This window comes from Rheinheimera muenzenbergensis (assembly GCF_036984005.1).
In the GTDB taxonomy this organism is placed as follows: Bacteria; Pseudomonadota; Gammaproteobacteria; order Enterobacterales; family Alteromonadaceae; genus Alishewanella; species Alishewanella muenzenbergensis.
On record NZ_JALAAR010000004.1, the window covers coordinates 80,390 to 105,874 of the forward strand.

22 protein-coding genes and 2 tRNA genes are annotated in these 25,485 nt (G+C 49.7%); 1 reads left to right on the forward strand and 23 read right to left on the reverse strand.

What is annotated here, in order from left to right:
- Positions 1–38 precede the first annotated feature (38 nt).
- The 17 genes from MN202_RS06005 to rlmE form a co-directional block, all read right to left on the reverse strand.
- Complete coding sequence (locus tag MN202_RS06005) at positions 39–1,211, reverse strand: hypothetical protein (protein ID WP_335735190.1); 1,173 nt, start codon at positions 1,209–1,211, stop codon at positions 39–41.
- A complete protein-coding gene (gene nlpI, locus MN202_RS06010) occupies positions 1,195–2,103 on the reverse strand; it encodes a lipoprotein NlpI (RefSeq protein WP_335735191.1) in 909 nt (302 codons plus the stop codon). The genes MN202_RS06005 and nlpI overlap by 17 nt, the downstream gene beginning before the upstream one ends.
- Positions 2,084–4,213 carry a polyribonucleotide nucleotidyltransferase gene (pnp, locus tag MN202_RS06015; protein ID WP_335735192.1) on the reverse strand — a complete coding sequence of 710 codons (2,130 nt, stop codon included), beginning with the start codon at positions 4,211–4,213 and terminating at the stop codon, positions 2,084–2,086. Before pnp ends, nlpI begins: the two co-directional genes overlap by 20 nt.
- 174 nt (positions 4,214–4,387) lie before the next feature.
- On the reverse strand, positions 4,388–4,657 hold the full coding sequence (rpsO, locus tag MN202_RS06020) for a 30S ribosomal protein S15 (RefSeq protein ID WP_335735193.1): 270 nt from the start codon (positions 4,655–4,657) through the stop codon (positions 4,388–4,390).
- Between the two features lie 123 nt (positions 4,658–4,780).
- The gene (gene truB / locus MN202_RS06025; RefSeq protein ID WP_335735194.1) at positions 4,781–5,707 is read right to left on the reverse strand and encodes a tRNA pseudouridine(55) synthase TruB; all 927 of its coding nucleotides are present in this window, start codon (positions 5,705–5,707) and stop codon (positions 4,781–4,783) included.
- Positions 5,707–6,162: a 30S ribosome-binding factor RbfA gene (rbfA, locus tag MN202_RS06030; RefSeq protein ID WP_335735195.1), complete on the reverse strand. Its 456-nt coding sequence runs from the start codon at positions 6,160–6,162 to the stop codon at positions 5,707–5,709. The genes truB and rbfA overlap by 1 nt, the downstream gene beginning before the upstream one ends.
- A 68-nt stretch (positions 6,163–6,230) precedes the next feature.
- Positions 6,231–8,915, reverse strand: a complete 2,685-nt coding sequence (infB, locus tag MN202_RS06035) for a translation initiation factor IF-2 (RefSeq protein ID WP_335735196.1) — start codon at positions 8,913–8,915, stop codon at positions 6,231–6,233.
- A gap of 21 nt (positions 8,916–8,936) precedes the next feature.
- Positions 8,937–10,436: a transcription termination factor NusA gene (gene nusA / locus MN202_RS06040; RefSeq protein WP_335735197.1), complete on the reverse strand. Its 1,500-nt coding sequence runs from the start codon at positions 10,434–10,436 to the stop codon at positions 8,937–8,939.
- Positions 10,437–10,465: 29 nt separating this feature from the next.
- A complete protein-coding gene (rimP, locus tag MN202_RS06045) occupies positions 10,466–10,921 on the reverse strand; it encodes a ribosome maturation factor RimP (RefSeq protein ID WP_335735198.1) in 456 nt (151 codons plus the stop codon).
- A gap of 275 nt (positions 10,922–11,196) precedes the next feature.
- Positions 11,197–11,273, reverse strand: a tRNA-Met gene (locus MN202_RS06050).
- Between the two features lie 74 nt (positions 11,274–11,347).
- A tRNA-Leu gene (locus tag MN202_RS06055) sits at positions 11,348–11,432 on the reverse strand.
- Positions 11,433–11,445: 13 nt separating this feature from the next.
- On the reverse strand, positions 11,446–11,775 hold the full coding sequence (gene secG, locus MN202_RS06060; RefSeq protein ID WP_335735199.1) for a preprotein translocase subunit SecG: 330 nt from the start codon (positions 11,773–11,775) through the stop codon (positions 11,446–11,448).
- 2 nt (positions 11,776–11,777) lie between these two features.
- Entirely contained in the window at positions 11,778–12,518 is a 741-nt protein-coding gene (tpiA, locus tag MN202_RS06065) for a triose-phosphate isomerase (protein ID WP_335735200.1), read from the reverse strand.
- An 82-nt stretch (positions 12,519–12,600) separates the two neighbouring features.
- The gene (gene glmM / locus MN202_RS06070) at positions 12,601–13,935 is read right to left on the reverse strand and encodes a phosphoglucosamine mutase (RefSeq protein WP_335735201.1); all 1,335 of its coding nucleotides are present in this window, start codon (positions 13,933–13,935) and stop codon (positions 12,601–12,603) included.
- The gene (folP, locus tag MN202_RS06075) at positions 13,932–14,771 is read right to left on the reverse strand and encodes a dihydropteroate synthase (RefSeq protein ID WP_335735202.1); all 840 of its coding nucleotides are present in this window, start codon (positions 14,769–14,771) and stop codon (positions 13,932–13,934) included. The genes glmM and folP overlap by 4 nt, the downstream gene beginning before the upstream one ends.
- Positions 14,772–14,858: 87 nt before the next feature.
- Positions 14,859–16,778 carry an ATP-dependent zinc metalloprotease FtsH gene (gene ftsH, locus MN202_RS06080; protein WP_335735203.1) on the reverse strand — a complete coding sequence of 640 codons (1,920 nt, stop codon included), beginning with the start codon at positions 16,776–16,778 and terminating at the stop codon, positions 14,859–14,861.
- A 58-nt stretch (positions 16,779–16,836) separates the two neighbouring features.
- Positions 16,837–17,466, reverse strand: a complete 630-nt coding sequence (gene rlmE, locus MN202_RS06085; protein ID WP_335735204.1) for a 23S rRNA (uridine(2552)-2'-O)-methyltransferase RlmE — start codon at positions 17,464–17,466, stop codon at positions 16,837–16,839.
- 83 nt (positions 17,467–17,549) lie between these two features.
- Here rlmE and yhbY point away from each other — a divergent pair, with 83 nt between their 5' ends.
- Positions 17,550–17,846 carry a ribosome assembly RNA-binding protein YhbY gene (yhbY, locus tag MN202_RS06090; protein ID WP_335735205.1) on the forward strand — a complete coding sequence of 99 codons (297 nt, stop codon included), beginning with the start codon at positions 17,550–17,552 and terminating at the stop codon, positions 17,844–17,846.
- Here the strand turns inward: yhbY and MN202_RS06095 are convergent.
- The 6 genes from MN202_RS06095 to MN202_RS06120 all read right to left on the reverse strand — a co-directional run bounded on the left by MN202_RS06095 (position 17,843) and on the right by MN202_RS06120 (position 25,474).
- Positions 17,843–18,244 (reverse strand): hypothetical protein, encoded by a 402-nt coding sequence (locus tag MN202_RS06095; protein WP_335735206.1) that lies wholly within the window; start codon positions 18,242–18,244, stop codon positions 17,843–17,845. The genes yhbY and MN202_RS06095 overlap by 4 nt on opposite strands.
- Positions 18,245–18,360: 116 nt before the next feature.
- The gene (greA, locus tag MN202_RS06100; protein WP_335735207.1) at positions 18,361–18,837 is read right to left on the reverse strand and encodes a transcription elongation factor GreA; all 477 of its coding nucleotides are present in this window, start codon (positions 18,835–18,837) and stop codon (positions 18,361–18,363) included.
- Positions 18,834–22,055, reverse strand: a complete 3,222-nt coding sequence (gene carB / locus MN202_RS06105) for a carbamoyl-phosphate synthase large subunit (protein ID WP_335735208.1) — start codon at positions 22,053–22,055, stop codon at positions 18,834–18,836. Before carB ends, greA begins: the two co-directional genes overlap by 4 nt.
- Positions 22,056–22,084: 29 nt before the next feature.
- A complete protein-coding gene (gene carA, locus MN202_RS06110) occupies positions 22,085–23,215 on the reverse strand; it encodes a glutamine-hydrolyzing carbamoyl-phosphate synthase small subunit (RefSeq protein ID WP_335735209.1) in 1,131 nt (376 codons plus the stop codon).
- 197 nt (positions 23,216–23,412) lie between these two features.
- Positions 23,413–24,222 (reverse strand): 4-hydroxy-tetrahydrodipicolinate reductase, encoded by an 810-nt coding sequence (dapB, locus tag MN202_RS06115; protein WP_335735210.1) that lies wholly within the window; start codon positions 24,220–24,222, stop codon positions 23,413–23,415.
- A 97-nt stretch (positions 24,223–24,319) separates the two neighbouring features.
- On the reverse strand, positions 24,320–25,474 hold the full coding sequence (locus MN202_RS06120; protein ID WP_335735211.1) for an iron-containing alcohol dehydrogenase: 1,155 nt from the start codon (positions 25,472–25,474) through the stop codon (positions 24,320–24,322).
- Between the last annotated feature and the right edge of the window lie 11 nt (positions 25,475–25,485).

Sequence of the window (25,485 nt, forward strand, 5' to 3'; positions counted from 1 at the left end):
CAGGCTGGTAGCCTAGTGAGCCAGCACAACGGCTTTAATTAAAGCGCCAGAGCCGCACTGGCGTCGGGGTAACCCCGCTCTGCGGCCTGTTGCATAAGTTGCTGCCATAACGGCCAGTTTTGTTGCTGCCGCGCCAGATAAGCAAAATAATATTGCACCGGCATCAGTTTGTCCGGCTGTGCCAGAATTTGCTGTGCCAGCGCAAAGTACTCTGCAGGTAAACCCAGCTCATAAAACCGCATCAGATTATCTTGTGCAATAACCCTGTAAGCTTGTATACCCATGGCCTGACAGGTATCAACAGCCGTTAGCTGCGGTGCGTCGGGCAATTGCCACTGCTGCTGATAGGCATCGGCCCCGGCCTGGATCAGCAGGTTAGGATAGATCTTGTCCGGCTGGCATACCTCAGTGGCTGTGGTGTCAGCTAGCGCATATTCGTCGATAAAACCAAGGATATGCATAAACTCATGCCGCAATAGCGCCAGGCTGGCGGTATCAGGCAGTTGTAGGATACCGTTGTTGTAGCTGGCTGTGCCGCGCCCGGCCACCACCAGCAGTTGGCTAAAGTCACCTGTGCTAACCAGAGACTGCAACGCCGGATAGTGACAACTGATGCGGCTGTTACTCTGCTCGGAGCAACGCAGTTGTGTGCTGTTAATCACGTGCAAGGCGTTAAAACACACCGGTAACGATGCTAATTGCCCGTCTTGCTGCCATGCCTGCAATAGCGTGTGCCAACGCGCTACGCCCTGTTGCTGGCTGGCAACCGGTTGCAATGTTAACTGGCAACCGGCAGCAGACGCATAAGCGTCTACTGTTGGCTTGTGCTGCGACCACAAGCCCAATTCTGCGCGCTGCGCCTGGCTTACTGCATCTGCTGTTATCAAGCCAAGCTGCCATTGCTGTGCCAGCCAGCTTGCCGCGCTTGAACGTCCATGCAAACGCTGCTGCAATGCCAGCGCATGGCTTAGCGCTGTGCTATCACCGGCTGTGGCAGCCAGTTGGAAAAACTGCAATGCAGCTTCGGGTTCCGCACTTGCCAGGCGCTGTGCCGCCAGGCTTAGGGCAACTGCCGGCTCGGTTTGGGCTCTGGCAATCAGCGCGTCCTGCGATGGTGCCTGATTGCAGGCAGTTAACAGCGCAAAAACAAAAAAGCCGGCTAAGCGGCTTTTGTTTGGTAATTTGCAGGTGAACTCAGGGTTCATCAACATAAGCATCTATTGGTGTTTCGCCACGTAATCTGGCCATTTCCAGCCTGGCATAACGATGCTCAACAAACTCGTACACATTGGTCGCCAGCACTTTTTTATAGTAACTCAGTGCTTGCTGTGGCCGGTTTTGAGTTTCATGCCACTTTGCCAGATAGAAATAGACTTCGCATAAACGCTCGGCTAACAACTGCGGGCTGGATAAATCAACCAGCACAGAGTCAAGTAACGCTTTTTCGCTTAGCTGGCCAGCAAAAAACAGTACCAGATTAGTCGCCCAATCATTTGCATCTAACAGTTGCAGCTGTTGTATTAATTGTTGTTTGGCAACAGGTTGCGACAGCTCACTTTGCACCAGATACAACCAAACTATCCGGTACGCATCTGCCGGTTTCAACGCCAGAAAACGCTGCAGATCCTGGGTAGCCAGTTCTGTTTTGTCGGCGTAATACAGCGCAATACCGCGATTAAGATAAGCATACTCATGCTCTGGTGCCAGTTCCAGGGCCGAATCGAAGGCTTCGTAAGCAGCGTCAAACTCGCCGCTGACGGTATGATGAATACCAACAAAGTTGTACGCATCGGCCATATCCGGTTTTAAGCGCAAGGCACGCATAAAATCGAGCCGGGCCAACGTGCGCAGACCAACGCTGTCGTACATTACGCCGCGATCATAGTACAGCTGAGCAGATTGCTCTTCTGATAACTCGGCACGATGTAAAATTTCGCTTAAACGGGCAATAGCCAGCTCAGTACGGTAGGAAACAGGCTGAGGCTCAGGTGTTAGCCACAGGGCTGCTGATGGTGACTGTGATGCACAGCCACCCAGCATTAGCGCAAGCAGCGCCAAAGGCGCTGCTTTACGTAATAGCCTATCAGGCATTTGCTTCAGCATTCGCAGACTCTGCAGCAGGTTTAGCGTTAGCTTCTTTGATACTTAAACGCACGCGGCCTTGCTTGTCGACTTCCAGTACCTTAACCGATACTTTCTGGCCTAAAGTCAGGTGCTCAGATACGTTATTCACGCGCTCATCAGAAATTTGTGAAATATGTACCAAACCATCTTTACCCGGCAATACGTTTACAAAAGCACCGAAGTCAACAATACGCACCACTTCACCTTCATAAATGGCACCCACTTCAATCTCTGCCGTGATGGCGTTGATCTTGTCGATAGCAATTTGTGCGGCTTTAGCCGTAGTAGCGGCAATTTTAATGCTGCCGTCATCTTCCAGCTCAATAGTAGTACCCGATTCTTCTGTGATCTGACGAATTACCGCACCACCTTTACCGATTACTTCACGGATTTTCTCCGGATTAATCTTCATAGTGTAAATACGCGGTGCGTACTCAGACATTTCTTCGCGGTGACCGCTGATCGCTTGGTCCATCACGTTCAGAATGTGCAAACGCGCTGCTTTAGCTTGCTTCAGGGCAATTTGCATAATTTCTTTGGTGATACCGTCGATCTTAATGTCCATTTGCAGTGCAGTAATACCGTCGGTAGTACCTGCTACTTTAAAGTCCATATCGCCTAAGTGATCTTCATCACCTAAGATGTCTGACAGTACAACGAAATCATCGCCTTCTTTAACCAGACCCATGGCGATACCGGCCACTGAGGCTTTAATAGGTACGCCGGCGTCCATCAGGGCTAAAGACGAGCCACATACTGATGCCATAGAGCTTGAACCGTTAGACTCAGTGATTTCTGACACGATACGCACTGTGTATGGGAAGTCATTGAAATCCGGCATTACCGCTAATACACCGCGCTTAGCTAAACGGCCGTGACCGATTTCGCGACGCTTAGGTGAACCCACCATGCCTGTTTCGCCAACACAGTACGGCGGGAAGTTGTAATGCAGCATGAAAGTGTCAGTTTTAGCACTTAACAAGTCATCGATGTTTTGTGCATCACGCGCCGTACCTAAAGTGGCAGTAACCAACGCCTGAGTTTCACCGCGGGTAAACAGTGCTGAACCGTGGGTACGTGGCAGTACACCGGTCATTACACTTAAACCACGGATCATTTCCGGATCACGGCCATCAATACGCGGTTCACCTTTAGTGATACGACCACGTACTACTTTAGATTCCAGCTCGTGGAAAATCTCGCCGACTTCGTTCTTGTTTAGCTCTTCGCCTTCAGCCAGCTCAGCAGTCAGTTGTTCTACTAACGCCGCTTTAATCTCGCCGATACGCTCATAGCGCTTGGCTTTTTCAGTGATCTGATAAGCTTCGCCCAGTTGCGCACGTGCCAGGCTGTCAATTTTAGCAATTAACGGCTCGTTTTTCGCTGGTGCCTGCCAGTTCCACTTCGGCTTGCCACCTTCGGCAGCAAATTCGTTAATGGCATTGATGGCCGTTTGCATTTGCTCATGGCCATACATTACTGCACCCAGCATTACGTCTTCAGACAGAATACCGGCTTCAGATTCAACCATTAATACCGCACCGGCAGTACCGGCTACCACTAAGTCCAGCTTAGAGCTCTTCAGCTCTTCTTCTGACGGGTTCAGTACGTATTGGTTATTGATATAACCAACGCGGGCCGCACCGATAGGACCGGCAAACGGAATACCAGATAAAGCCAGCGCCGCAGAAGTACCAATCAGAGCAACGATGTCTGGCTGAATTTCTGGTTGTACTGAAACTACAGTGGCAATAACCTGAACTTCATTGTTGAAGCCTTCCGGGAACAGCGGACGAATTGGCCGGTCGATTAAACGTGAAGTTAACGTTTCGCCTTCACTTGGGCGGCCTTCGCGTTTAAAGAAACCGCCCGGAATACGGCCGGCTGCATACATTTTTTCCTGGTAATTTACCGTTAACGGGAAGAAGTCCTGACCAGGCTTAGCTTCTTTCTTACCTACTACCGTTACTAAAACTGAGGTATCACCCAGGCTGGCCAGCACTGCGGCGTCTGCCTGACGGGCTATTACGCCGGTCTCTAAAGTAAAAGTGTGTTGGCCGAATGGGAATGATTTTACGATGGGAGTCACGTGTTTGTTTCCTTAACTTGATCGCCTGATTGCGATGACATTTTCTTCATTTAATACCGCGCTAGTATACTCTGTAACCAGAGCTAAAAGATAGTTCAGTCAAATGCGAACTTAAGCTAAAAATAATCTTTGGCATAAAAAAAGGGGCGCTAAGCCCCTTTTTTGTCTCGCATCTTAACGACGCAGACCTAAACGCTCAATCAGAGTCGCATAACGGCTCTGATCTTTGCCTTTTAAGTAGTCCAGTAATTTACGACGCTGGCTAACCATACGCAGCAGACCACGACGTGAGTGGAAGTCATGCTTGTGCTCGGCAAAGTGGCCTTGCAGGTGGTTGATAGATGCAGTTAACAGGGCAACCTGTACTTCTGGTGAACCTGTGTCGCCTTGCTTTACAGCATAGTCAGCAACAATTTTTGCTTTTACAGCAGCGCTTAAAGACATATTTAGCTCCAAATCTGAGTGAACTAGGGTAAGGGTATCGCCGATCACTCATCCAGCAGACCCCAAAAAATCCGCGGTATGATAGCATTTCCCAGCCGATTTACAAGGCGTTTCTGCGTCGGGCTATTGTACAGCAGCGGTATTGAGCAAACGACGTGAACTCAGTACACCTTGTTCTACCTGACCAACGCCAAAGAAGCGGTCATCCGGACCATGCAGTTTAATAGCAGTGATATCTGCCGCACTGACCTGACAATGCTGCCCATGTTGTAAACGGTGTTGTTCCTGCTCAGTCAACAGCAGTTTAGGCATGCTAACAATACCGGCGTCCAACGGCAGTAACAGGGCATCCATAGCGCTAAAATCATTAGCTGCATGACAAGGTTCTGCCAGCGCATCCAGTTGTGGTGGCGTAATCATCTGCTCTGCCAAAAAGGGCCCTACCTGGGTGCGGTGCAAGGCGCCGACATGAGCACCACAACCCAATGCCTCACCTAAATCATCAATCAGGGTGCGGATATAAGTGCCTTTGCTACAGTGCACAATAAAGTCTGCCGTCACACCGTTAAACTTGAGCAGCTCAAAGCGAAAAATACTGATAGGCCGGGCTTCACGCGGCACGGTAATGCCCTGACGGGCATAGCGATATAGCGGCTGGCCCTGGTATTTCAGCGCCGAAAACATGGTGGGTACCTGCAAAATATCACCACGAAATGCTGTTAATGCCTGCTCCAGTTCAGCCTGGCTAAATTGCACCGGCTTTTCGCTTATAATCTCGCCTTCAGCATCACTGGTGCTGGTACGCACGCCAAACACCGCTGTTACCAGATAGGTTTTGTCGGTATCAAGCAAAAACTGGCTAAACTTAGTCGCTTCGCCAAAGCAAATCGGTAGCAAGCCCGATGCCATCGGATCCAGTGCGCCGGTATGGCCGGCTTTTTGCGCCTGATATAACCAACGCACCCGCTGTAAAATGCCGTTACTGCTTACTTCCAGTGGCTTATCCAACAACAAAATGCCATTAACCGCCCGGGCGTTTTTGCGCGCCATTAGTTTGCCGGCTCGTCGCTGTCGTTCGTATCACTGTTTGCCGCATCGTCACTGGCAACTTCATCCAGTGCCTGGCCAGATTCAAGCCGGCGCCGGTCATCTTCGGCCCGCGCGCTGCTAACCAGAGTAGCCATGCGGATGCCTTCATTGAGCGATTCGTCAAACACAAAGCGGATGTGCGGCACAATGCGAGCCTGAATACGCTTGCCAATTAAGCTGCGGACAAAACCGGAAGCATCATTGAGGATCTTTAAATTGTCTTCTACCTTTTCATCGGCCAGGCCCAAAAAGGTGACAAACACCTTGGCATGCGACAGATCGCGGGATACTTCCACATCCGATACCGTGATCATACTGTGCAGGCGCGGATCTTTAATTTCACGCTGCAGGATCACGGCCATTTCTTTTTTCATTTGCTGCGACAGTCTGTCGACACGCGAGAATTCTTTCATCATTCTAATTCCATTGTCTATTGCAGACAAAACAGGGGCCCAAGGCCCCTGTTTTAATATTGCGTTGCCTGTTACAGGGTACGTTCAACCTGTATCACTTCGAACACTTCGATCTGATCGCCTTCGCGCACATCGTTGTAGTTCTTCACGCCGATACCACATTCAAAACCGTTACGGACTTCACTAACGTCATCTTTAAAGCGACGCAGCGATTCCAGTTCACCTTCGAAAATTACCACGTTGTCACGCAGTACCCGGATCGGTGCGTTACGCTTGATAACACCTTCAGTAACCATACAGCCGGCAACCGCACCAAACTTAGGTGAACGGAACACGTCACGCACCTGCGCCAGACCAATGATCTGTTGCTTAAATTCAGGCGCTAACATACCGGTCATCGCAGCACGCACTTCGTCTAACAGCTCATAAATGATGCCGTAGTAACGTAAGTCGAGGCCTTCGTCTTCAACCAGTTTACGCGCTGTACCATCCGCCCGTACGTTAAAGCCGATAACAATGGCCGATGACGCTGCAGCTAATGTTACGTCGGTTTCAGTGATACCACCTACACCTGAGCCAACAATCTTCACTTTCACTTCGTCTGTCGACAGCTTCATCAACGACTCGGTTATCGCTTCAACTGAACCCTGTACGTCAGCTTTCAGTACGATATTCAGTTCTGATACGTCGCCATCAGTCATGTTAGCAAACATGTTTTCCAGCTTCGACTTCTGCTGGCGTGCCAGTTTAATATCGCGGAATTTACCCTGACGGTACAAGGCTACTTCACGCGCTTTACGCTCGTCTTTAACAACTGTGACTTCGTCACCTGCCTGTGGTACACCGGATAAACCTAAGATCTCAACCGGAATAGACGGACCGGCAGTTTTGACTTCTTTACCGTTCTCGTCGCGCATTGCCCGTACACGGCCGTATTCAAAACCACAAAGTACAATTTCGCCTTGCTTTAACGTGCCTTCCTGAACCAGGATAGACGCAACCGGGCCGCGGCCTTTATCCAGGCGCGATTCAATCACGACACCGCGAGCCAGGCCTTGTTTCACCGCTTTTAGCTCCAGCAATTCAGATTGGTTCAAAATGGCTTCAAGTAAGTCATCGATACCCATGCCTGATTTTGCTGACACCGGCACAAACTGCACATCGCCGCCCCACTCTTCCGAAATAACATCGTACTGCGACAGCTCGTTACGTACCCGCTCAGGATCAGCTTCCGGCTTATCCATTTTGTTGACAGCAACCACCAGCGGTACACCGGCAGCTTTAGCGTGCTGGATAGCCTCTTTGGTTTGTGGCATTACGCCATCATCAGCCGCGACCACCAAAATAACGATGTCCGTCGCTTTAGCACCGCGCGCACGCATTGAGGTAAAGGCTGCGTGGCCTGGTGTATCAAGGAAGGTCACCATACCGCGGTCAGTATCAACATGGTAAGCACCGATATGCTGGGTAATACCACCCGCTTCACCCGCCGCTACCTTGGCTTTACGGATGTAATCCAGTAACGAGGTTTTACCGTGGTCAACGTGGCCCATTACCGTAACAACAGGTGCGCGTGGCTCCAGCTCGCCTTCACCCTGACGGTCAGACATTACCGCTTCTTCTAGCTCGTTTTCTTTGGTCAGGGTAAATTTGTGGCCCATTTCTTCACAAACTATGGCCGCAGTTTCCTGATCAATTACCTGATTGATGGTCGCCATAGCGCCCATTTTCATCATGGTTTTAATAACTTCTGAAGCCTTAACTGCCATCTTAGCGGCTAATTCTGCCACGGTAATGGTTTCGCCAATTTTAACTTCGCGCTCTACTGGTTGAGCAGGCTTATTAAAGCCGTGCTGCATACTGGTAGGCGTTTTTTTCTTTTTCGCATGACGGTTGGCACGGTTAAAAGCTTCTTTGTCATTGGCGTCATCTTTCTTTTTGCCTTTAACAACAGGGGCTTTTTTACCAGCACCACGACGGCCGGCACGCTCTTCTTTCGCGTCGACTTCGTCTTCTGCCTGTTTTGCAAACTCATTGCTGGTCAGGTGATAGTCATCGGTGTCAGCTGGCTTGGCTTTTTCTTCCTGCGCCCAACGCTCGCTGTTTTCTTCGGCCAGTTTGCGTGCTGCTTCAGCCTGCTTAGCCGCTTCTTCTTCCAGCTTACGTAATGCTTCAGCTTCCTGCTGCTGACGGATCCGCTCTGCTTCTTTACGCGCGTCTTCTTTTGCCGCACGGCGCGCCGCTTCTTCCGGATCGTCTTTCAATAACTGTGCTTGCTTGGCTTCTTCACGACGCTTAGCTTCAGCCGCTTTACGCTCGGCTTCTTCTTTGGCTTTAGCTGCAGCAATTTCTTTAGCTTTGCGATCAGCATCCTGACGCGCAGCCTCAGCATCGGCCCGGGCTTTTTCTTCTGCCAAACGGGCTTCTTCCTGCGCTTTTAACGTTGCTTCATCGACCATTGGCTTTTTCACGTAAGTTTTTTGCTTACGCACTTCTACCTGAATTTCACGGTTACGACCTGCACCACCTGAAACACTCAGCGTGGTTTTTTCTTTACGCTTTAATGTTAAGCGTGAAGGCTCTGCAGTCTTGCCGCCATGCTGCGCGCTTAGATGCTCGAGCAGGGATTTTTTCTCATCTTCGCTGACTACCTGACCGGCTGTTTTACTGATACCGGCATCAGCGAATTGCTGCACTAACCGTTCAACAGTAGTACCGACATCACTGGCTAGCTTTTCTATAGTGACTTCTGCCATTTGTGTTGTTACCTCCGTTGACTACTTATTTTCTTCGCTAAACCAAACGATGTTACGGGCTGCCATGATCAGGTCGGCGGCTTGTTGTTCCGACAGGGTGGCAATATCCAGTAAATCATCGACACCCAGCTCAGCCAGGTCGTCTAACGTTGTTACCCCTTTGCTGGCCAGTACATAAGCCATGTGGGTATCTAATCCTTCCAGCGCCAACAGTGCTTCGCTTGGCTGCGCATCTTCCAGCGATTCTTCGCTGGCCAGGGCGCGGGTAGTAAGTACCGCTTTGGCCCGGCTACGCAGTTCTTCAACTGTTGCTTCGTCCAAACCATCGATGCTTAACAGCTCGCTGATAGGTACATAGGCAACTTCTTCCAGTGTGGCAAAACCTTCATCAACCAGCACATCAGCGAAGTCTTCGTCTATTTCCAGTGCATCAACAAACACCTGACGAACCTTAGCCGTTTCTTCCTGATGTTTTTGCTTCATGGCTGACACTGACATCACGTTCAGCTCCCAGCCGGTAAGCTGGCTGGCCAGGCGCACGTTCTGACCGTTACGGCCAATCGCCATTGCCAGGTTGGCATCTTCTACCGCGATATCCATGGAATGCGCGTCTTCATCAACGATGATAGAAGCCACTTCGGCCGGCGCCATAGCGTTAATCACAAACTGAGCGTCGTTATCGTCATACAACACGATATCTACCCGCTCGCCAGCCAATTCGTTCGATACTGCCTGTACGCGTGAGCCACGCATACCGACACAAGCACCTACCGGATCGATGCGGCGGTCGTTGCTTTTAACCGCGATCTTGGCGCGGGCTCCCGGATCACGCGCAGCTCCACGCAGTTCAATCATTTCTTCGCCGATTTCAGGCACTTCAATGCGGAACAATTCCAGCAGCATTTCCGGCCGTGAGCGGCTTAAAAACAGCTGGGCTCCGCGGGCTTCTGGTTTTACTTCAAACAGCAATGCACGAATACGGTCACCCGGGCGATAAGTTTCACGGGGTAACATTTCATCGCGTCCCAGCATGGCTTCAGCATTGTTTCCCAAATCGACAATAATGCTGTCACGGTTAACTTTTTTAACCACACCGGTAACCAGCTCACCCACCTGATCGATGTAAGCTTCAACTACCTGTGACCGCTCAGCTTCGCGTACTTTCTGTACAATAACCTGTTTGGCCATCTGGGTTGTAATACGGTCGAATTCGATCGAATCAATTTGTTCTTCGTAGTAATCACCAACCTGAACTGACGGATCATCATACTGGGCAGCAGATAACGTCATTTCACGGTACGGATGCTCCTGCACCTGATCATCCGGAATAACCTGCCAGCGACGGAAGGTTTCATAAGAGCCGGTTTTACGGTCAATGTTGACGCGAACTTCAATATCGCCTTCGTTTTTCTTTTTAGTGGCTGCCGCCAACGCAAACTCAAGCGCCTGGAAGATTTTCTCCCGTGGTACTGACTTTTCGTTTGAAACCGCATCAACAACTAATAATATTTCTTTTGCCATTGTGTGTTGCCTCGCTTTGCCCCGATACCTTAAAACACCGGTACCACGTTTGCTTTATCTACATTGTCCATCAGCAAACTAAAGGGTTTGCCATCTACTTCCACTATCAACATATCGTCTTCAATAGCTGTTAGCACGCCTTTAAACTTACGCCGGCCATCCTGGGGGATAGCCAGCTTTACTTCAATTTTTTGCCCGACTACCGCCGCAAAATGTGCAGCGGTAAACAGTGGCCGATCCAAACCAGGTGACGACACCTCTAACAGGTATTCGTTAGTGATAGGATCTTCGACATCTAAAATCGCACTGACTTCACGGCTAACCAAGGCACAGTTATCCACATTGACGCCATCAGCGTGATCAATATACAAACGTAATGTTGAATGACGACCAGCCTGTACCAGCTCTAAACCCAATAATTCAAAGCCGGTGGCTTCAACAGTGGGCTGTAATAGCTCTGTCAGTTTCTGTTCTTGCTTGTTCAACGCGACCTCCGGAAAAGCTGTTTTCGCCTGCTACCGCACCGGTAACGCTGGCAACAACAGCAAATAAAAAAAGGGCTGCTTAGCCCAATACTGCGTAAAACTGAGTCTGCAGATACGAAAACGCCCCGAACTAGCGGGGCGAATGGGCATCCAATCAACTAACATATCGCCAATGTTAGTTGAAACTAAATTTGGTTGCGGGAGCCCCAGAGTTTGAGAGCGAACCGACAACCTTCAGTACTAAAACAAAATTAAACTATTTTGTACTGCAAAGTTGGTTGCGGGAGCCGGATTTGAACCGACGACCTTCGGGTTATGAGCCCGACGAGCTACCAGGCTGCTCCATCCCGCGTCCGTAATTGGCGCTTATTATATAGCGCTGACTGGTTTATCGCAAGCATTGCCGAGGCAAACTGTTGATATATTTGGTGCCGAGAGCGGGACTTGAACCCGCACGTCCGAAGACACTACCCCCTCAAGATAGCGTGTCTACCAATTTCACCACCTCGGCTGAATTAAGCGGATTAGTTACCTACAGGGATATCGCTGGTTTCGTCTTTTTTCTGCTCAACCTGCTCAGTAACCGGCACTGACAAGTCCTGCCATTCGTCAACTTTTTTACTTTGGCCAGTGCTGTAGTTACCCAGTATGATGCTGACAACAAAAAATATCGTTGCCAATATCGTGGTGGTCTTAGTAAGAAAATTTCCTGTACCTGAAGAACCAAATACTGTTGCCGATGCACCGGCACCAAAAGCAGCACCCATGTCAGCACCTTTGCCGTGCTGGATCAGCACCAGGCCAATCAGCGCCAATGCTACTAATAAATAAACTACAATTAAAATCTCGTACATGGTTATTCCTTTGCACTGCTACAAATTTGCGCAAACTCTGCGGCTTTCAGGCTGGCACCGCCAACTAAAGCACCATCTATGTCAGCTTGCTTAAATAATGCAGCACAATTGTCTGCATTTACGCTGCCGCCATATAACAATTTAACCTTTTCTGCCGCCTTGGCATCATATTGTGCCAAATGTTGGCGGATAAAAGCATGTGTTTGCTGCGCCTGCTCTGGTGTGGCAGATTCGCCAGTACCAATAGCCCAAACAGGCTCGTATGCAATCACTGATTTCGCCAGCAATTCGGGCTGCGAAGCATACACCGCATCAAGTTGCCGTGCAATAACCTGCTGCGTTTTTTCTTGTTGTCGCTGCTGCAGTGTTTCGCCAACGCAAAGTACCGGTGTCAGGCCAGAGACCACAGCACGCATCAGTTTAGCCGCAATCAGCTGATCCGATTCAGCGTTAAGGCTGCGCCGCTCAGAATGGCCTACGATAACATAGCTGGCGCCGGCTTCAATGAGCAAGGCCGCGCTTAATTCACCGGTAAAGGCACCGCTTACTTCATGGCTTAACGTTTGGCCACCCAAAGCAAAATTTATCGGCGCCGTAAAGCGGCACAATAAAGTGGCCGGTGGGCAAATCAGCACTTGTATCTGCTCAGTTGCTACGCCAGCCAGCGCTGATGTCATCTCCTCAACCAAAGCGGCCGAACCGTTCATTTTCCAGTTGGCGGCGATCAGGGGAGTACGTTGCATGCTGAAGCTTCCTGTTTTAAGTCCGGCGCGATATTAACTAACCGCGCCGATGCAAACAAGTAAAAATGGCGCAACAGGACAATCAACTGGCTATTTTTACCGCAGCAGCGATACGTTCAGCATATTGTCGAACCTGTGTTTCATCTTCGCCTTCTACCATCACCCGGATTAATGGCTCTGTACCACTTTTACGGATCAATACTCTGCCGCTGCCGTTTAACTCGGCCTCAACTTGGGCAATAACCTGCTTAACATGCTGTTTCTCCAGCGGTGCTGTGCCTTTTTCAAACTTAACATTCAGTAGTACTTGCGGCAGTTTATGCATGCCTTGACTGAATTCTGCCAGACTGAGGCCAGCCTCAATCATCGCGGTCAGCACCTGCAGTGAGGCAATAATGCCATCACCGGTACAAGTATGATCTAAGTTCAGTACATGGCCTGAGTTTTCACCGCCAATGCGCCAATTTTTTTCCCGCAGCAGCTCCATCACATAACGATCGCCTACAGCACTGCGGGCGAATGGGATATCCAGCTCTTTTAACGCCAATTCTAAGCCAAGATTACTCATTAAGGTGCCGACGACGCCACCTTGTAACTTATGCTGCGCTTTCGCGGCGCGGGCAATAACATAGACAATTTCATCGCCATCTATCACCCGGCCACTGTGGTCTACCATCATGACCCGGTCACCATCGCCGTCATAGGCAATACCTAAGTCTGCTTTGGTTTCCAGCACCGTTTTTTGTAACAACTCGGTATGGGTTGCACCACAGTGATCATTAATATTAAAGCCATCTGGTGTAGCACCTATTACGGTCACAGCGGCCCCTAACTCTTTAAATACCGCCGGTGCTATGTGGTAGGTTGCGCCATGGGCACAATCTATAACGATGCTTAAGCCATTAAGCGACATGTGATTGGGCAGATGACTTTTACAAAACTCTATATAGCGTCCGGCAGCATCGTCTATGCGGGTGGCTTTACCCAGTTTGTCTGACGGCTGGCACAGCATAGGCTGTTCCAGCTCATACTCAATCGCCAGTTCTACTTCGTCTGGTAACTTAGTGCCGTCAGCGGAAAAAAACTTAATGCCGTTATCATAGTAAGGGTTATGCGATGCACTGATTACTATACCGGCCTCAGCGCGAAAAGTACGGGTTAAGTAGGCTACCGCAGGTGTCGGCATAGGCCCTAACAAGCGCACATCTATGCCAGCGGCAATTAAGCCGGCTTCCAACGCGGTTTCAAGTAAATAGCCAGATATCCGCGTATCCTTACCAATTAACACTTTACGGGTACCACGCTGCGATAACACCCGGCCCGCTGCCCAGCCCAACTTCATTGCGAATTCCGGCGTTATCGGAAAATCACCAACCCGACCACGTACACCATCGGTACCAAAATATTTTCTGCTCATCCTTCTACTCCATACTGCATGGCTGTCACTACCCTGACGGCTTGCACGGTTTCTTTAACATCATGCACCCGGATAATACGGGCACCTTTTATGGCTGCAATAGTAGCGCAGGCCAGACTGCCTGCCAAACGCTCGCTGACAGGAATATCGAGCAACTGCCCAACCATAGATTTACGTGACATGCCTGCCAGCAGCGGATAGCCGCTATCGGCAAACTGTTGCAACTGTTGTAACAGCATATAGTTGTGCGACAAACTTTTGCCAAAGCCAAAGCCCGGATCAAGAATTATATCCTGCTTACGCATACCGCCTTGCTCACACAGCTGTGCCCGCTGCAGCAAAAACTGTTTAACCTCAGCCACCACATCTTGATAGTCAGGTGCATGCTGCATACTTCTTGGTGCGCCTTGCATATGCATCAGACACACCGGTACCCTGGCAGCCAAGGCAACCTCTAGTGCTCCAGGCTCCTGCAGCGCCCTGACATCATTGATCATGTCAGCACCAGCCTGAACCGCGGCTGACATCACGCTGGCTTTACTGGTATCCACTGATATTGCACAGTCAAAGCGCTGACGAATTGCCGCAATGACCGGTACAACACGGCTCAACTCTTCCTGCTCAGTAACATCTGCCGCGCCGGGGCGGGTCGATTCTCCACCGATATCCAGTATCAAAGCGCCGTCATTCAGCATTTGTTCGGCCTGATACAAGGCCGCATCCAGCCGGTTATATTGTCCACCATCAGAAAATGAATCTGGTGTCACATTTAAAATACCCATCACCACCGGCCGGGTTAAAGCCAGTTCACGCTGACGGGGTAAAGACAACAACATAGTCGCTCCTGTAAAGACAGGCAGATTAGCGCCGCTAAAAATAAACCCCGGCAGAACCGGGGCTTGAATGAGTCATTTAACTGAGTGTTAGTGCAAATTGCCTTCGGATGGCTTAGCCGATGCGACACTGTCATCTTTGCTGGTCTTAGCGTCCGGCTTATCATCTGAACCTGGCTTGTCGCGTGGCTCCCAGTTGTCTGGCTGACGCACTTCGCGTCGAGCCATTAAATCTTCAATCTGTTTAGAATCAATGGTTTCATATAACATTAATGCGTCTTTCATCGCATGCAATATGTCCATATTTTCTTCCAGCATAGTTTTAGCTCTGCTGTAGTTGCGATCGATGATGGTTTTAATTTCAGTGTCGATCAGGCTGGCAGTTTCATCAGACATCTGCTTCGATTTGCCCATACTACGGCCCAGAAACACTTCACCCTCTTCGTCTGCGTACAGCAGCGGGCCAAGTTTATCGGAAAAGCCCCACTGCGTTACCATGTTGCGGGCTATTGCAGTCGCATACTTAATATCTTGTGACGCGCCGGTGGAGATACTCTCAGTACCAAAAATAAGTTCTTCGGCCAAACGTCCACCGTAAGCGACGGAAATTTTGCTTTCCAGCTTACGCCGGCTGACGCTTATCGCATCCGCTTCCGGCAAAAAGAACGTTACCCCAAGCGCCCGGCCACGAGGAATGATAGTCACCTTGTGCACAGGATCATGTTCTGGCACCAGACAGCCAACGATGGCATGGCCAGCCTCATGATAAGCTGTCATTTCTTTTTCGGCTTCCGACATCACCATAGAGCGGCGTTCTGCCCCCATCATGATTTTATCTTTGGCGCGTTCAAACTCTTCCATACTCACAACACGACGATTACCGCGCGCAGCAAATAATGCGGCTTCGTTAACCAGGTTAGCTAAATCGGCACCGGAAAAACCCGGCGTACCGCGTGCTATAACACTGGCTTTAACATCTTCGCTCAGCGGTACTTTACGCATATGCACTTTAAGAATCTGTTCACGGCCACGTACATCTGGTAAACCAACCACTACCTGACGGTCAAACCGGCCTGGGCGCAATAAGGCGGCATCCAATACGTCGGGACGGTTAGTAGCCGCAATAATAATTACGCCTTCGTTACCATCAAAACCGTCCATTTCTACCAGCATCTGATTCAGCGTTTGCTCGCGCTCATCATGACCACCGCCTAAACCGGCGCCGCGCTGGCGACCAACCGCATCAATCTCGTCGATAAAGATAATACAAGGAGCGGCCTTTTTGGCCTGGTCAAACATATCGCGCACCCTGGAGGCACCGACACCGACAAACATTTCAACGAAATCTGAACCCGAGATAGTAAAAAACGGTACCTTGGCTTCACCGGCAATGGCTTTAGCCAGCAAGGTTTTACCGGTACCCGGTGGACCTACCATCAAAATGCCTTTTGGAATTTTACCGCCCAATTTTTGAAAGCGTGATGGGTCGCGCAAATAATCTACCAGTTCAGTCACTTCTTCTTTGGCTTCATCACAACCGGCCACATCAGCAAAAGTGGTTTTAATCTGATCTTCACCCATTAAACGGGCTTTGCTCTTACCGAACGACATAGCACCTTTGCCACCGCCGCCCTGCATTTGACGCATAAAGAAAATCCATACGCCTATCAGTAGCAACATTGGGAACCAGGAAATAAAGATAGTGGTTAGCCAGCTACTTTCTTCCGGCTTGCTGCCATAGGAGCTGACTTCGTTTTTAATTAAGTCGTCCAGCAGCTTTTCGTCATAACCTGTTGGGATCACGGTCTCAAAACGTTCACCGCTGCGCTTTACACCGGTAATAACGCCAGTACGTTCCACTTTTACTTCGCGGATCTGGCCCTGATTTACCTCTTTGATAAACTGAGTGTAACTGGTTTGCCGATCCACGTTGTCACCAGGACCAAAGCTGTTGAACACCGACATTAATACGACGGCGATCACTAACCAGACAATCAGATTCTTTGCCATGTCACTCAAGGTTATAACCTCTTCATACCGATAATAAGATAAGTATCTGTCTACTTTACTAGACTTTAAAGCCCGTCGCCACGATATATGTCTCACTAGAGCGGGCACGGGACGAATCTGGCTTGCGGATCTTTACAGCCGTAAAGGCCGCACGCACATCTTTTACATACTGCTCAAAGCCTTCGCCCTGAAATACTTTGACCACAAAACTGCCATTTTGCTTCAACACTTTGTGACACATATCCAAGGCTAACTCAACCAGATACATTGAGCGGGCCTGATCGGTCGTGTCATTACCGCTCATATTAGGTGCCATGTCCGACAGTACTACATCTACGTTCTGACCGCCAATCCGGCTCAGTAGCGCCTCTAAAACGGCTTCTTCACGAAAATCACCCTGTAAAAAGCTAACGCCGTTTATCGCATCCATTGGTAATATATCGCAAGCAATAATGGTACCGCTGCCACCGACCTGGCCAACACAAAATTGCGACCAACTGCCTGGCGCAGAGCCTAAATCGACCACTGTCATGCCGTTTCTTATCAGTTTGTCTTTCTGATTAATCTCTTCCAGTTTAAAGGCTGCGCGCGAACGCAAACCGAGTTTTTGTGCTTTTTGCACAAAGTGATCATCAAAATGCTCTTTCAACCAGCGGGTTGAACTGGCCGAGCGCTTTTTCTTGGTCATGCCGTCACTCTTGATTAGTGTTATGCGTTAGATGGCGCTACAATAACGCAAATTCAAGCGTTATCTGCGGAAATAAGTATTTTATGAGTTTAACCAACAAACAGAAACAATTTTTAAAAGCCAAAGCCCATGAATTAAAGCCGGTGGTTTTACTAGGTGGCAATGGTCTGACCGAAGGTGTAGTAGCAGAAATAGATAATGCCCTTAACTTTCATGAATTAATTAAGGTAAAAGTGCCAACTGAAGATCGCGAACAAAAGGTGTTGATCATGGATGCCATTATCCGTGAAACCAAAGCCGATAAAGTTCAGGTGATCGGTAAAACTCTGGTGTTATTCCGTCAGGGTGAAGACAAAAAGATTACCCTGCCACGCGGCTAATCTGACAAGCTATAGCCTGCTGCCCGGATCATCTGCCGGGCAGTAACCAAGTCGGCAGCCGTCTTGCTGATAAACCCCTCAGGCTTGGCAATCGCTGTAGCCTTGCTAAATTGCCACTGCAATAACTGATCGTCTGGCAATATCGTTACCGCCATCAGCAAATTGTGTTCAAAACACCAGCGGGTATTGTCCTGTAATAATGCAAATACATCGGCCGGACACATTTTCCAGCACGTGGTGTCCATTATAATAGCCCAGGATTGCGCTACTATTGGCTGAACTAAAGCCCTGAGCTGGCGTACATAATCTTTTGCATCCGCTATAGTCCAGACGCCCAGCGCCGTCACCAGCAGAACCTGCTGGTTTAAGTTAAGGCTAAATGCGGCTTTGTGCTTCATATCCACCTCTAGATGCTGATTACAGCAGCTATTTTTACTGCCAGGCTATAACCATATCAGATCAGCCAAAAAAAATGCCAGTCGGATGACTGGCATTGCTTTTTCTTCAACCCCGATTACAGATACTGTACTTCGGTAATTTCAAACTCTACTACGCCTTTTGGTGTGGTGATATTAACCACATCATCGGCAGACTTACCGATTAAGCCGCGGGCAATAGGTGAATTTACCGAAATTAAATTATTTTTAATATCAGCTTCATCGTCACCCACTATGCGATAGGTCACGGCTTCATCTGTATCCAGATTCAGAATAGTGACCGTGCTACCAAAGATCACTTTGCCGGTATTGGGCAATTTAGTGATATCGATAATCTGCGCATTAGACAGCTTAGCTTCAATATCCTGAATGCGACCTTCACAAAAGCCCTGCTGTTCGCGGGCGGCATGATACTCGGCGTTTTCTTTTAAATCGCCATGCTCACGCGCCGTCGCGATAGCCTGGATAATGGCCGGCCGCTTGACTGATTTTAATTCATGCAGTTCAGCACGCAGTCGTTCTGCGCCCTGCACTGTCATCGGTATTGCACTCATCCGTTTACTCTCTTATGTAGTTCCTGCACCGAGGCTACGCTGTCAAAAGCACTGGCAGCGTTTGACATTACCGTAGCAAAAGCGGCATTTAATGTCGTGGTGTAGTTAGCTTTATACTGCAGCGCACCGCGGCGGATAATTTTCGAATCCTCAATAGCCTGACGACCATCAGTGGTGTTAACAATGTAACTGTACTCACCATTTTTAATGCGGTCGAGGATATGCGGCCGGCCTTCTGACACCTTGTTCACTCTGCGACAATCAATACCGGCAGCCTGTAATGCTTTAGCGGTACCGCCGGTAGCATCCAGTTCAAAACCTTTGTCAACCATGCGTTTTGCCAGTTCAATTACGCGCACTTTATCGCTGTCGCGCACTGAAAGCAAGGCACGGCCACCGGTAGGAATTAACGTGCTGGCGCCAAGCTGGCCTTTGGCAAAGGCTTGCTCGAAAGTATCACCTACCCCCATCACTTCACCGGTCGAACGCATTTCAGGGCCTAAAATTGGATCAACGCCCGGGAATTTGTTAAACGGGATCACCACTTCTTTTACCGAGAAAAACGGTGGAATAATCTCTTTGGTTACGCCTTGTTCTGCCAGTGATTTACCTGCCATGCAGCGCGCGCCAACTTTGGCCACAGCAATACCGGTTGCCTTAGACACAAAAGGCACGGTGCGGGCTGCACGTGGGTTGACTTCAATTAAGTAAACTTCGTTGTCTTTTACCGCAAACTGGGTATTCATCAGACCAACTACGCCCAGCTCCAGCGCCAGCTTACGCACCTGCTCGCGCATTACATCCTGAATATCTTTACCCAGGCTGTGTGGCGGCAGTGAACAGGCCGAGTCACCAGAGTGCACACCGGCTTGTTCGATATGCTCCATAATGCCGCCGATAACCACCTCTTTGCCATCACAGATAGCATCGATATCGACTTCAATCGCATCATCAAGGAAGTTATCCAGCAGTACCGGAGAATCATTCGAGACACTTACCGCTTCGGTCATATAACGGCGTAAGTCTTGCTCGTCATAGACAATTTCCATGGCCCGGCCGCCCAGCACGTAAGATGGCCGCACGACCATCGGGAAACCGATTTCCGGCGCCTTGGTAATGGCTTCTTCCAAACTGGTTACCGTGGCATTTTTCGGCTGCTTTAAGCCTAAACGCTCAACCGCTTGCTGAAAACGCTCGCGGTCTTCTGCGCGGTCAATGGCGTCTGGTGAAGTACCAATAATTGGCACGCCATTCGCTTCCAGTGCGCGGGCTAATTTCAGTGGCGTCTGGCCGCCGTACTGCACGATAACGCCCTTAGGCTGCTCTTTGCGTACAATTTCCAGCACATCTTCCAGCGTAATGGGCTCGAAGTATAAGCGGTCTGATGTGTCGTAATCGGTCGATACGGTTTCCGGGTTACAGTTTACCATGATGGTTTCATAACCGTCTTCGCGCAGCGCCAATGCCGCATGCACACAGCAATAGTCGAACTCGATACCCTGACCAATACGGTTCGGGCCGCCGCCGATAATCATAATTTTATCGCGGTTGGTCGGCATGGCTTCGCATTCTTCGTCGTAGCTGCTGTACATGTACGCCGTATTAGACGCAAACTCGGCGGCACAGGTGTCCACCCTTTTGTAAACCGGGTGAATATTAAAGCTGTAACGCTTTTTACGTACTTCGTTTTCGCTAACGCCTAACACGTCAGCAATACGTTTATCGGCAAAGCCTTTGCGTTTTAAGCGGGCAATCCGTGCCTTATCCAGCGCCGCAAAGCCGTCTTTGCTTAGAGCAAGCTCTTCTTTTACCAGATCTTCAATTTGCACCAGGAACCAGCGGTCGATATTGGTCAGGCTGAAAATCTCATCCATGCTCATGCCCAGGCGGAAGGCATCGGCGATGTACCATATACGGTGTGAACCCGGCTCTTTTAACTCACGAACAATTTTATCGTTCGCTTCAGGCAGCGTTATATCAATAACCGGATCTAAGCCGCACACACCAATTTCGAGGCTGCGCAGCGCTTTTTGCAGTGACTCCTGCTGGTTACGACCGATAGACATCACCTCACCAACCGATTTCATCTGGGTGGTCAGACGGTCATTGGCGCCGGCAAATTTTTCAAAGTTAAAGCGTGGCACCTTGGTAACGACATAATCGATGCTGGGCTCGAACGACGCCGGCGTTTTGCCACCGGTAATATCGTTCGCCAGCTCGTCCAGCGTATAACCTATGGCCAGCTTGGCTGCTACCTTGGCGATTGGGAAGCCGGTGGCTTTAGAGGCCAGCGCCGATGAGCGCGACACGCGTGGGTTCATCTCAATGATTACCATGCGGCCATCTACCGGATTAATACCAAACTGCACATTAGAGCCACCGGTTTCTACGCCGATTTCACGCAATACCGCCAAAGAGGCATTACGCATGATTTGGTATTCTTTATCAGTCAGGGTTTGCGCTGGCGCCACGGTAATAGAATCGCCGGTGTGCACGCCCATAGGGTCGAAGTTTTCAATGGCACACACGATAATGCAGTTATCGTTTTTATCGCGTACCACTTCCATCTCGTATTCTTTCCAGCCGATTAACGACTCGTCAATCAATAGCTCTTTGGTCGGCGATAAATCCAGGCCGCGGGTACAGATTTCTTCGAATTCTTCGCGGTTATAGGCTATACCACCGCCCGAGCCGCCCATAGTGAACGACGGTCGGATAATACATGGAAAACCAATGTCTTCCAGCACCTGGTAGGCTTCTTCCATCGAGTGGGCTAAACCGGCGCGTGGGCAGGCCAGGCCGATAGAGCGCATGGCTTTATCGAAGCGGCTACGGTCTTCAGCTTTATCAATGGCATCGGCAGTAGCGCCAATCATCTCAACATTGTATTTCGCCAGTACGCCGTGGCGTTCTAAGTCCAGCGCACAGTTCAGTGCAGTCTGGCCGCCCATGGTGGGTAACACAGCACAAGGCCGTTCTTTTTCGATAATTTTTTCTACTACCTGCCAATGAATTGGCTCAATGTAGGTAGCATCGGCCATTTCCGGATCGGTCATAATGGTGGCCGGGTTCGAATTCACCAGAATAACGCGGAAGCCTTCTTCCTTTAAGGCTTTACAGGCCTGGGCACCTGAATAGTCAAACTCACAGGCCTGGCCTATCACGATAGGGCCGGCGCCTAAGATCAGAATACTGTTTAAATCGGTACGTTTTGGCATTGCTGCTATATCTCCGTAATTCTCGTCGCTTAGGCTTTGGCTTGTTGCATCAGTTCGATAAAGTGGTCGAACAGCTCAGAGGCTTCGTGCGGGCCTGGGCTGGCTTCAGGATGGCCCTGAAAGCTAAACGCCGGCTTATCGGTACGATGGATGCCCTGTAAGGTGCCGTCAAACAGCGATTTATGCGTAGCACGTAAATTTGCCGGTAAGCTGGCTTCATCGACGGCAAAACCGTGGTTTTGCGCAGTGATTAACACTCGTTTGGTGTCCAGGTTTTGCACCGGATGGTTACCACCATGATGGCCAACCACCATCTTCACCGTTTGTGCACCACTGGCCAGTGCCAGTAACTGATGGCCTAAGCAAATACCAAAGATAGGAATGTCGGTATCTAAAAAGCGTTTAATGGCCGCAATAGCATAGGTACAAGGTGCCGGATCGCCAGGGCCATTCGATAAGAAAATACCGTCCGGGTTCATCGCCAGTACGTCACTAGCTGGCGTTTGTGCCGGTACTACTGTCAGCTTACAGCCGCGATCGGCCAGCATGCGCAAAATATTGCGCTTTACACCGAAGTCATAGGCAACAACATGAAACTGCTGTGGCGCTGCCGCACGATGGCCTTCACCCAGCTGCCAGCTGCCTTCAGTCCACTGATAAGCGGTCTTTACTGTGACTTCTTTGGCTAAATCCATGCCGGATAATCCCGGAAAGCCTTTTGCCAGCTCAAGTGCCTTGGCTTCGTCCAGATTATCGCCAGCCATTAAACAGCCATTTTGCGCGCCTTTCTCGCGTAAAATACGGGTTAACTTGCGGGTGTCGATATCGGCGATGCCAAGAATATTATGTTGTGTTAAATATTGACTAAGTGAGAGTTGGTTACGGAAATTACTGGCAAGGAGAGGAAGGTCACGAATGATAAGGCCGCGGGCCCAAACCTGACCAGACTCTTCGTCTTCGGCATTAGTGCCGGTATTGCCAATATGTGGATAAGTGAGAGTAACGATTTGTTCTGCGTATGAGGGATCAGTTAATATTTCCTGATACCCGGTCATGGAAGTGTTAAACACTACCTCACCTACAGAAACTCCTTCAGCGCCAATGGCTGTACCGCGAAATACGGTGCCGTCTTCCAGTACGAGCAGGGCGGACTTAGTCAAGATAACCTCCAAACAGCAAAAAACGGGTGAAAACTGACACTGTTTTACAACCCGTTTTGACCCAAAATGTGATACCCGGATTTGCGCTAGGCAAACCTGACTATTTTAGGCGATCAGCGCTGGATTAGCTATGCTTTTTTTGATTTTTATTACAAATGGCTGCTTTAGCCTGTTTTTAACCTTAATAGCGCAAAAATCTAGCTTAAATCTGCCAAACCTAACACTTGTTGCATAGAATAAAGTCCTGGCTGTTTATTTTGCAACCACAGAGCAGCACGCAGTGCGCCTTGAGCAAAGGTGTTACGGCTGGAAGCTTTGTGAGTAATTTCCAGCCTTTCACCTAAATCGGCAAATAAGGCGGTATGGTCACCAATAATGTCTCCGCCACGCACGGTAGCAAAGCCAATAGTTTGCTGCTGCCGTTCGCCGGTAATGCCTTCACGGCCATAGACAGCAACCTTAGAAAGATCACGCTCCAACGCTTTAGCGATGCTGGCTCCAATTGCCATAGCCGTGCCCGATGGCGCATCTTTTTTAAAGCGGTGATGCGCTTCAATAATTTCAATATCTGCCGTCTGGCCCATTACTTTGGCGGCGGTTTGCACCAAATGCAGCAGCAGGTTTACCCCTACGCTCATATTCGGTGCCCAAACAATCGGAATATGTGCACTGGCTTGCTGTACTTGCTGGTACTGGGCATCGGTTAAACCGGTAACACCTATCACCATGGCTTTTTTGGCTGCAACCGCCAGCTCAAGATGCGCCAGCATGGCTTCGGGCATAGTAAAGTCGACCCAAATACCGGCTTGATTGATACTGTCGGTGCCGGTGGCACTCAGTGGTAAGCCAAGCCTGCCAACACCGGCTAACTCACCTGCATCGACACCGATAAGATCTGAGCTGCTGCGCACAGTAGCAGCGGTAAGCTTTAGCTGTTGCTCTTTTGCAACGGTAATTAACGCCCGGCCCATCCGGCCGTTAGCACCAAAAATTCCGATAGTTGACATATTTTTGCTCAGGATAACGTTAACAATGGCGGCTATTAGAGCAAAAGCCGCCGACAGGGGGAAGCAAAATAGCCATCTTAATGGCTAATATTTATCACTACACCGCGCGTTGCAAAATCTGCCGCGACACATCCAGGTTAATATCACCATGCTCACCCAGTTTTACCATACCATTGGCTTGCAATGCCGCTACCAGCTTATCGACTGCATCCGCTTTAATACCGTAGTCAGCTAAGCGGGTTGGCACACCCATTTGTTCAAAAAAAGCGCGGGTATGATTAATAGCATCGTCAATCAAGCGCTCTTCATCCTGATGCTGTAATTGCCAGACGCGGCGGCCATATTGCAGCAGCTTGTCGCGCTTTGGTCCGCGTTGTTGTTGTAACAGGGAGGGTAATACTATTGCCAGAGTTTGCGCATGATCTAAACCATACAGTGCGGTGATCTCATGGCCAATCATATGGGTAGCCCAATCCTGCGGCACGCCCTGGCCAATCAGGCCGTTTAATGCCATGGTCGCTGCCCACATTACGTTAGCACGTACATCATAGTTATCCGGCTGATTTAGTACTTTTGGGCCTTCTTCAATCAGGGTATGCAACAAGCCCTCAGCAAAGCGGTCTTGCACCGGCGCATTAACGGGATACGTCATGTACTGTTCCATTACATGCACAAAGGCATCTACCACGCCATTTGCAGCCTGTTTGGGCGGCAGGCTAAAGGTGACTGTAGGGTCTAAAATGGCAAACTGCGGATAAACCAACGCACTGGAGAATGCCAACTTTTGCTGTGTTTCATAACGGGTAACCACTGAATTGCCATTACTCTCGGTGCCGGTTGCCGGTAAGGTTAGTACACAGCCCAGTGGAACAGCGGCGCTGATTTTGGCACCTTTAGCCAGAATATCCCATGCATCACCGGCAAACATGGCGGCAGCGGCAATAAACTTAGTACCATCTATAACACTGCCACCGCCAACCGGTAACAGGAAATCAATTTTCTCGCGCCGCACCAGATCTGCCGCACGCATCAGGGTTTCAAAGCTTGGATTAGGTTCAATACCGCTAAATTCCTGCCAGTCAAAACCGTCTAAGGCGTTAACCACCTGCTGATAGACACCGTTATGCTTGATAGAGCCACCACCGTAAGTCAGTAGTACTTTACTACCAGGCGGAATAAGTTTAGTTAACTGCGCCAATTGGTCTTTGCCAAATACAATACGGGTAGGGTTTTGATAGGAAAAATTAAGCATCTTGTCTCCAA

Excerpts from the sequence above, each read along its gene's own strand:
- MN202_RS06005 (WP_335735190.1), bottom strand. The coding sequence starts at position 1,211 with ATGTTGATGAACCCTGAGTTCACCTGCAAATTACCAAACAAAAGCCGC.
- nlpI (WP_335735191.1), bottom strand. The coding sequence starts at position 2,103 with ATGCTGAAGCAAATGCCTGATAGGCTATTACGTAAAGCAGCGCCTTTG.
- rpsO (WP_335735193.1), bottom strand. The coding sequence starts at position 4,657 with ATGTCTTTAAGCGCTGCTGTAAAAGCAAAAATTGTTGCTGACTATGCT.
- truB (WP_335735194.1), bottom strand. The coding sequence starts at position 5,707 with ATGGCGCGCAAAAACGCCCGGGCGGTTAATGGCATTTTGTTGTTGGAT.
- rbfA (WP_335735195.1), bottom strand. The coding sequence starts at position 6,162 with ATGATGAAAGAATTCTCGCGTGTCGACAGACTGTCGCAGCAAATGAAA.
- infB (WP_335735196.1), bottom strand. The coding sequence starts at position 8,915 with ATGGCAGAAGTCACTATAGAAAAGCTAGCCAGTGATGTCGGTACTACT.
- nusA (WP_335735197.1), bottom strand. The coding sequence starts at position 10,436 with ATGGCAAAAGAAATATTATTAGTTGTTGATGCGGTTTCAAACGAAAAG.
- secG (WP_335735199.1), bottom strand. The coding sequence starts at position 11,775 with ATGTACGAGATTTTAATTGTAGTTTATTTATTAGTAGCATTGGCGCTG.
- tpiA (WP_335735200.1), bottom strand. The coding sequence starts at position 12,518 with ATGCAACGTACTCCCCTGATCGCCGCCAACTGGAAAATGAACGGTTCG.
- glmM (WP_335735201.1), bottom strand. The coding sequence starts at position 13,935 with ATGAGCAGAAAATATTTTGGTACCGATGGTGTACGTGGTCGGGTTGGT.
- folP (WP_335735202.1), bottom strand. The coding sequence starts at position 14,771 with ATGTTGTTGTCTTTACCCCGTCAGCGTGAACTGGCTTTAACCCGGCCG.
- ftsH (WP_335735203.1), bottom strand. The coding sequence starts at position 16,778 with ATGGCAAAGAATCTGATTGTCTGGTTAGTGATCGCCGTCGTATTAATG.
- rlmE (WP_335735204.1), bottom strand. The coding sequence starts at position 17,466 with ATGACCAAGAAAAAGCGCTCGGCCAGTTCAACCCGCTGGTTGAAAGAG.
- yhbY (WP_335735205.1), top strand. The coding sequence starts at position 17,550 with ATGAGTTTAACCAACAAACAGAAACAATTTTTAAAAGCCAAAGCCCAT.
- MN202_RS06095 (WP_335735206.1), bottom strand. The coding sequence starts at position 18,244 with ATGAAGCACAAAGCCGCATTTAGCCTTAACTTAAACCAGCAGGTTCTG.
- greA (WP_335735207.1), bottom strand. The coding sequence starts at position 18,837 with ATGAGTGCAATACCGATGACAGTGCAGGGCGCAGAACGACTGCGTGCT.
- carB (WP_335735208.1), bottom strand. The coding sequence starts at position 22,055 with ATGCCAAAACGTACCGATTTAAACAGTATTCTGATCTTAGGCGCCGGC.
- dapB (WP_335735210.1), bottom strand. The coding sequence starts at position 24,222 with ATGTCAACTATCGGAATTTTTGGTGCTAACGGCCGGATGGGCCGGGCG.
- MN202_RS06120 (WP_335735211.1), bottom strand. The coding sequence starts at position 25,474 with ATGCTTAATTTTTCCTATCAAAACCCTACCCGTATTGTATTTGGCAAA.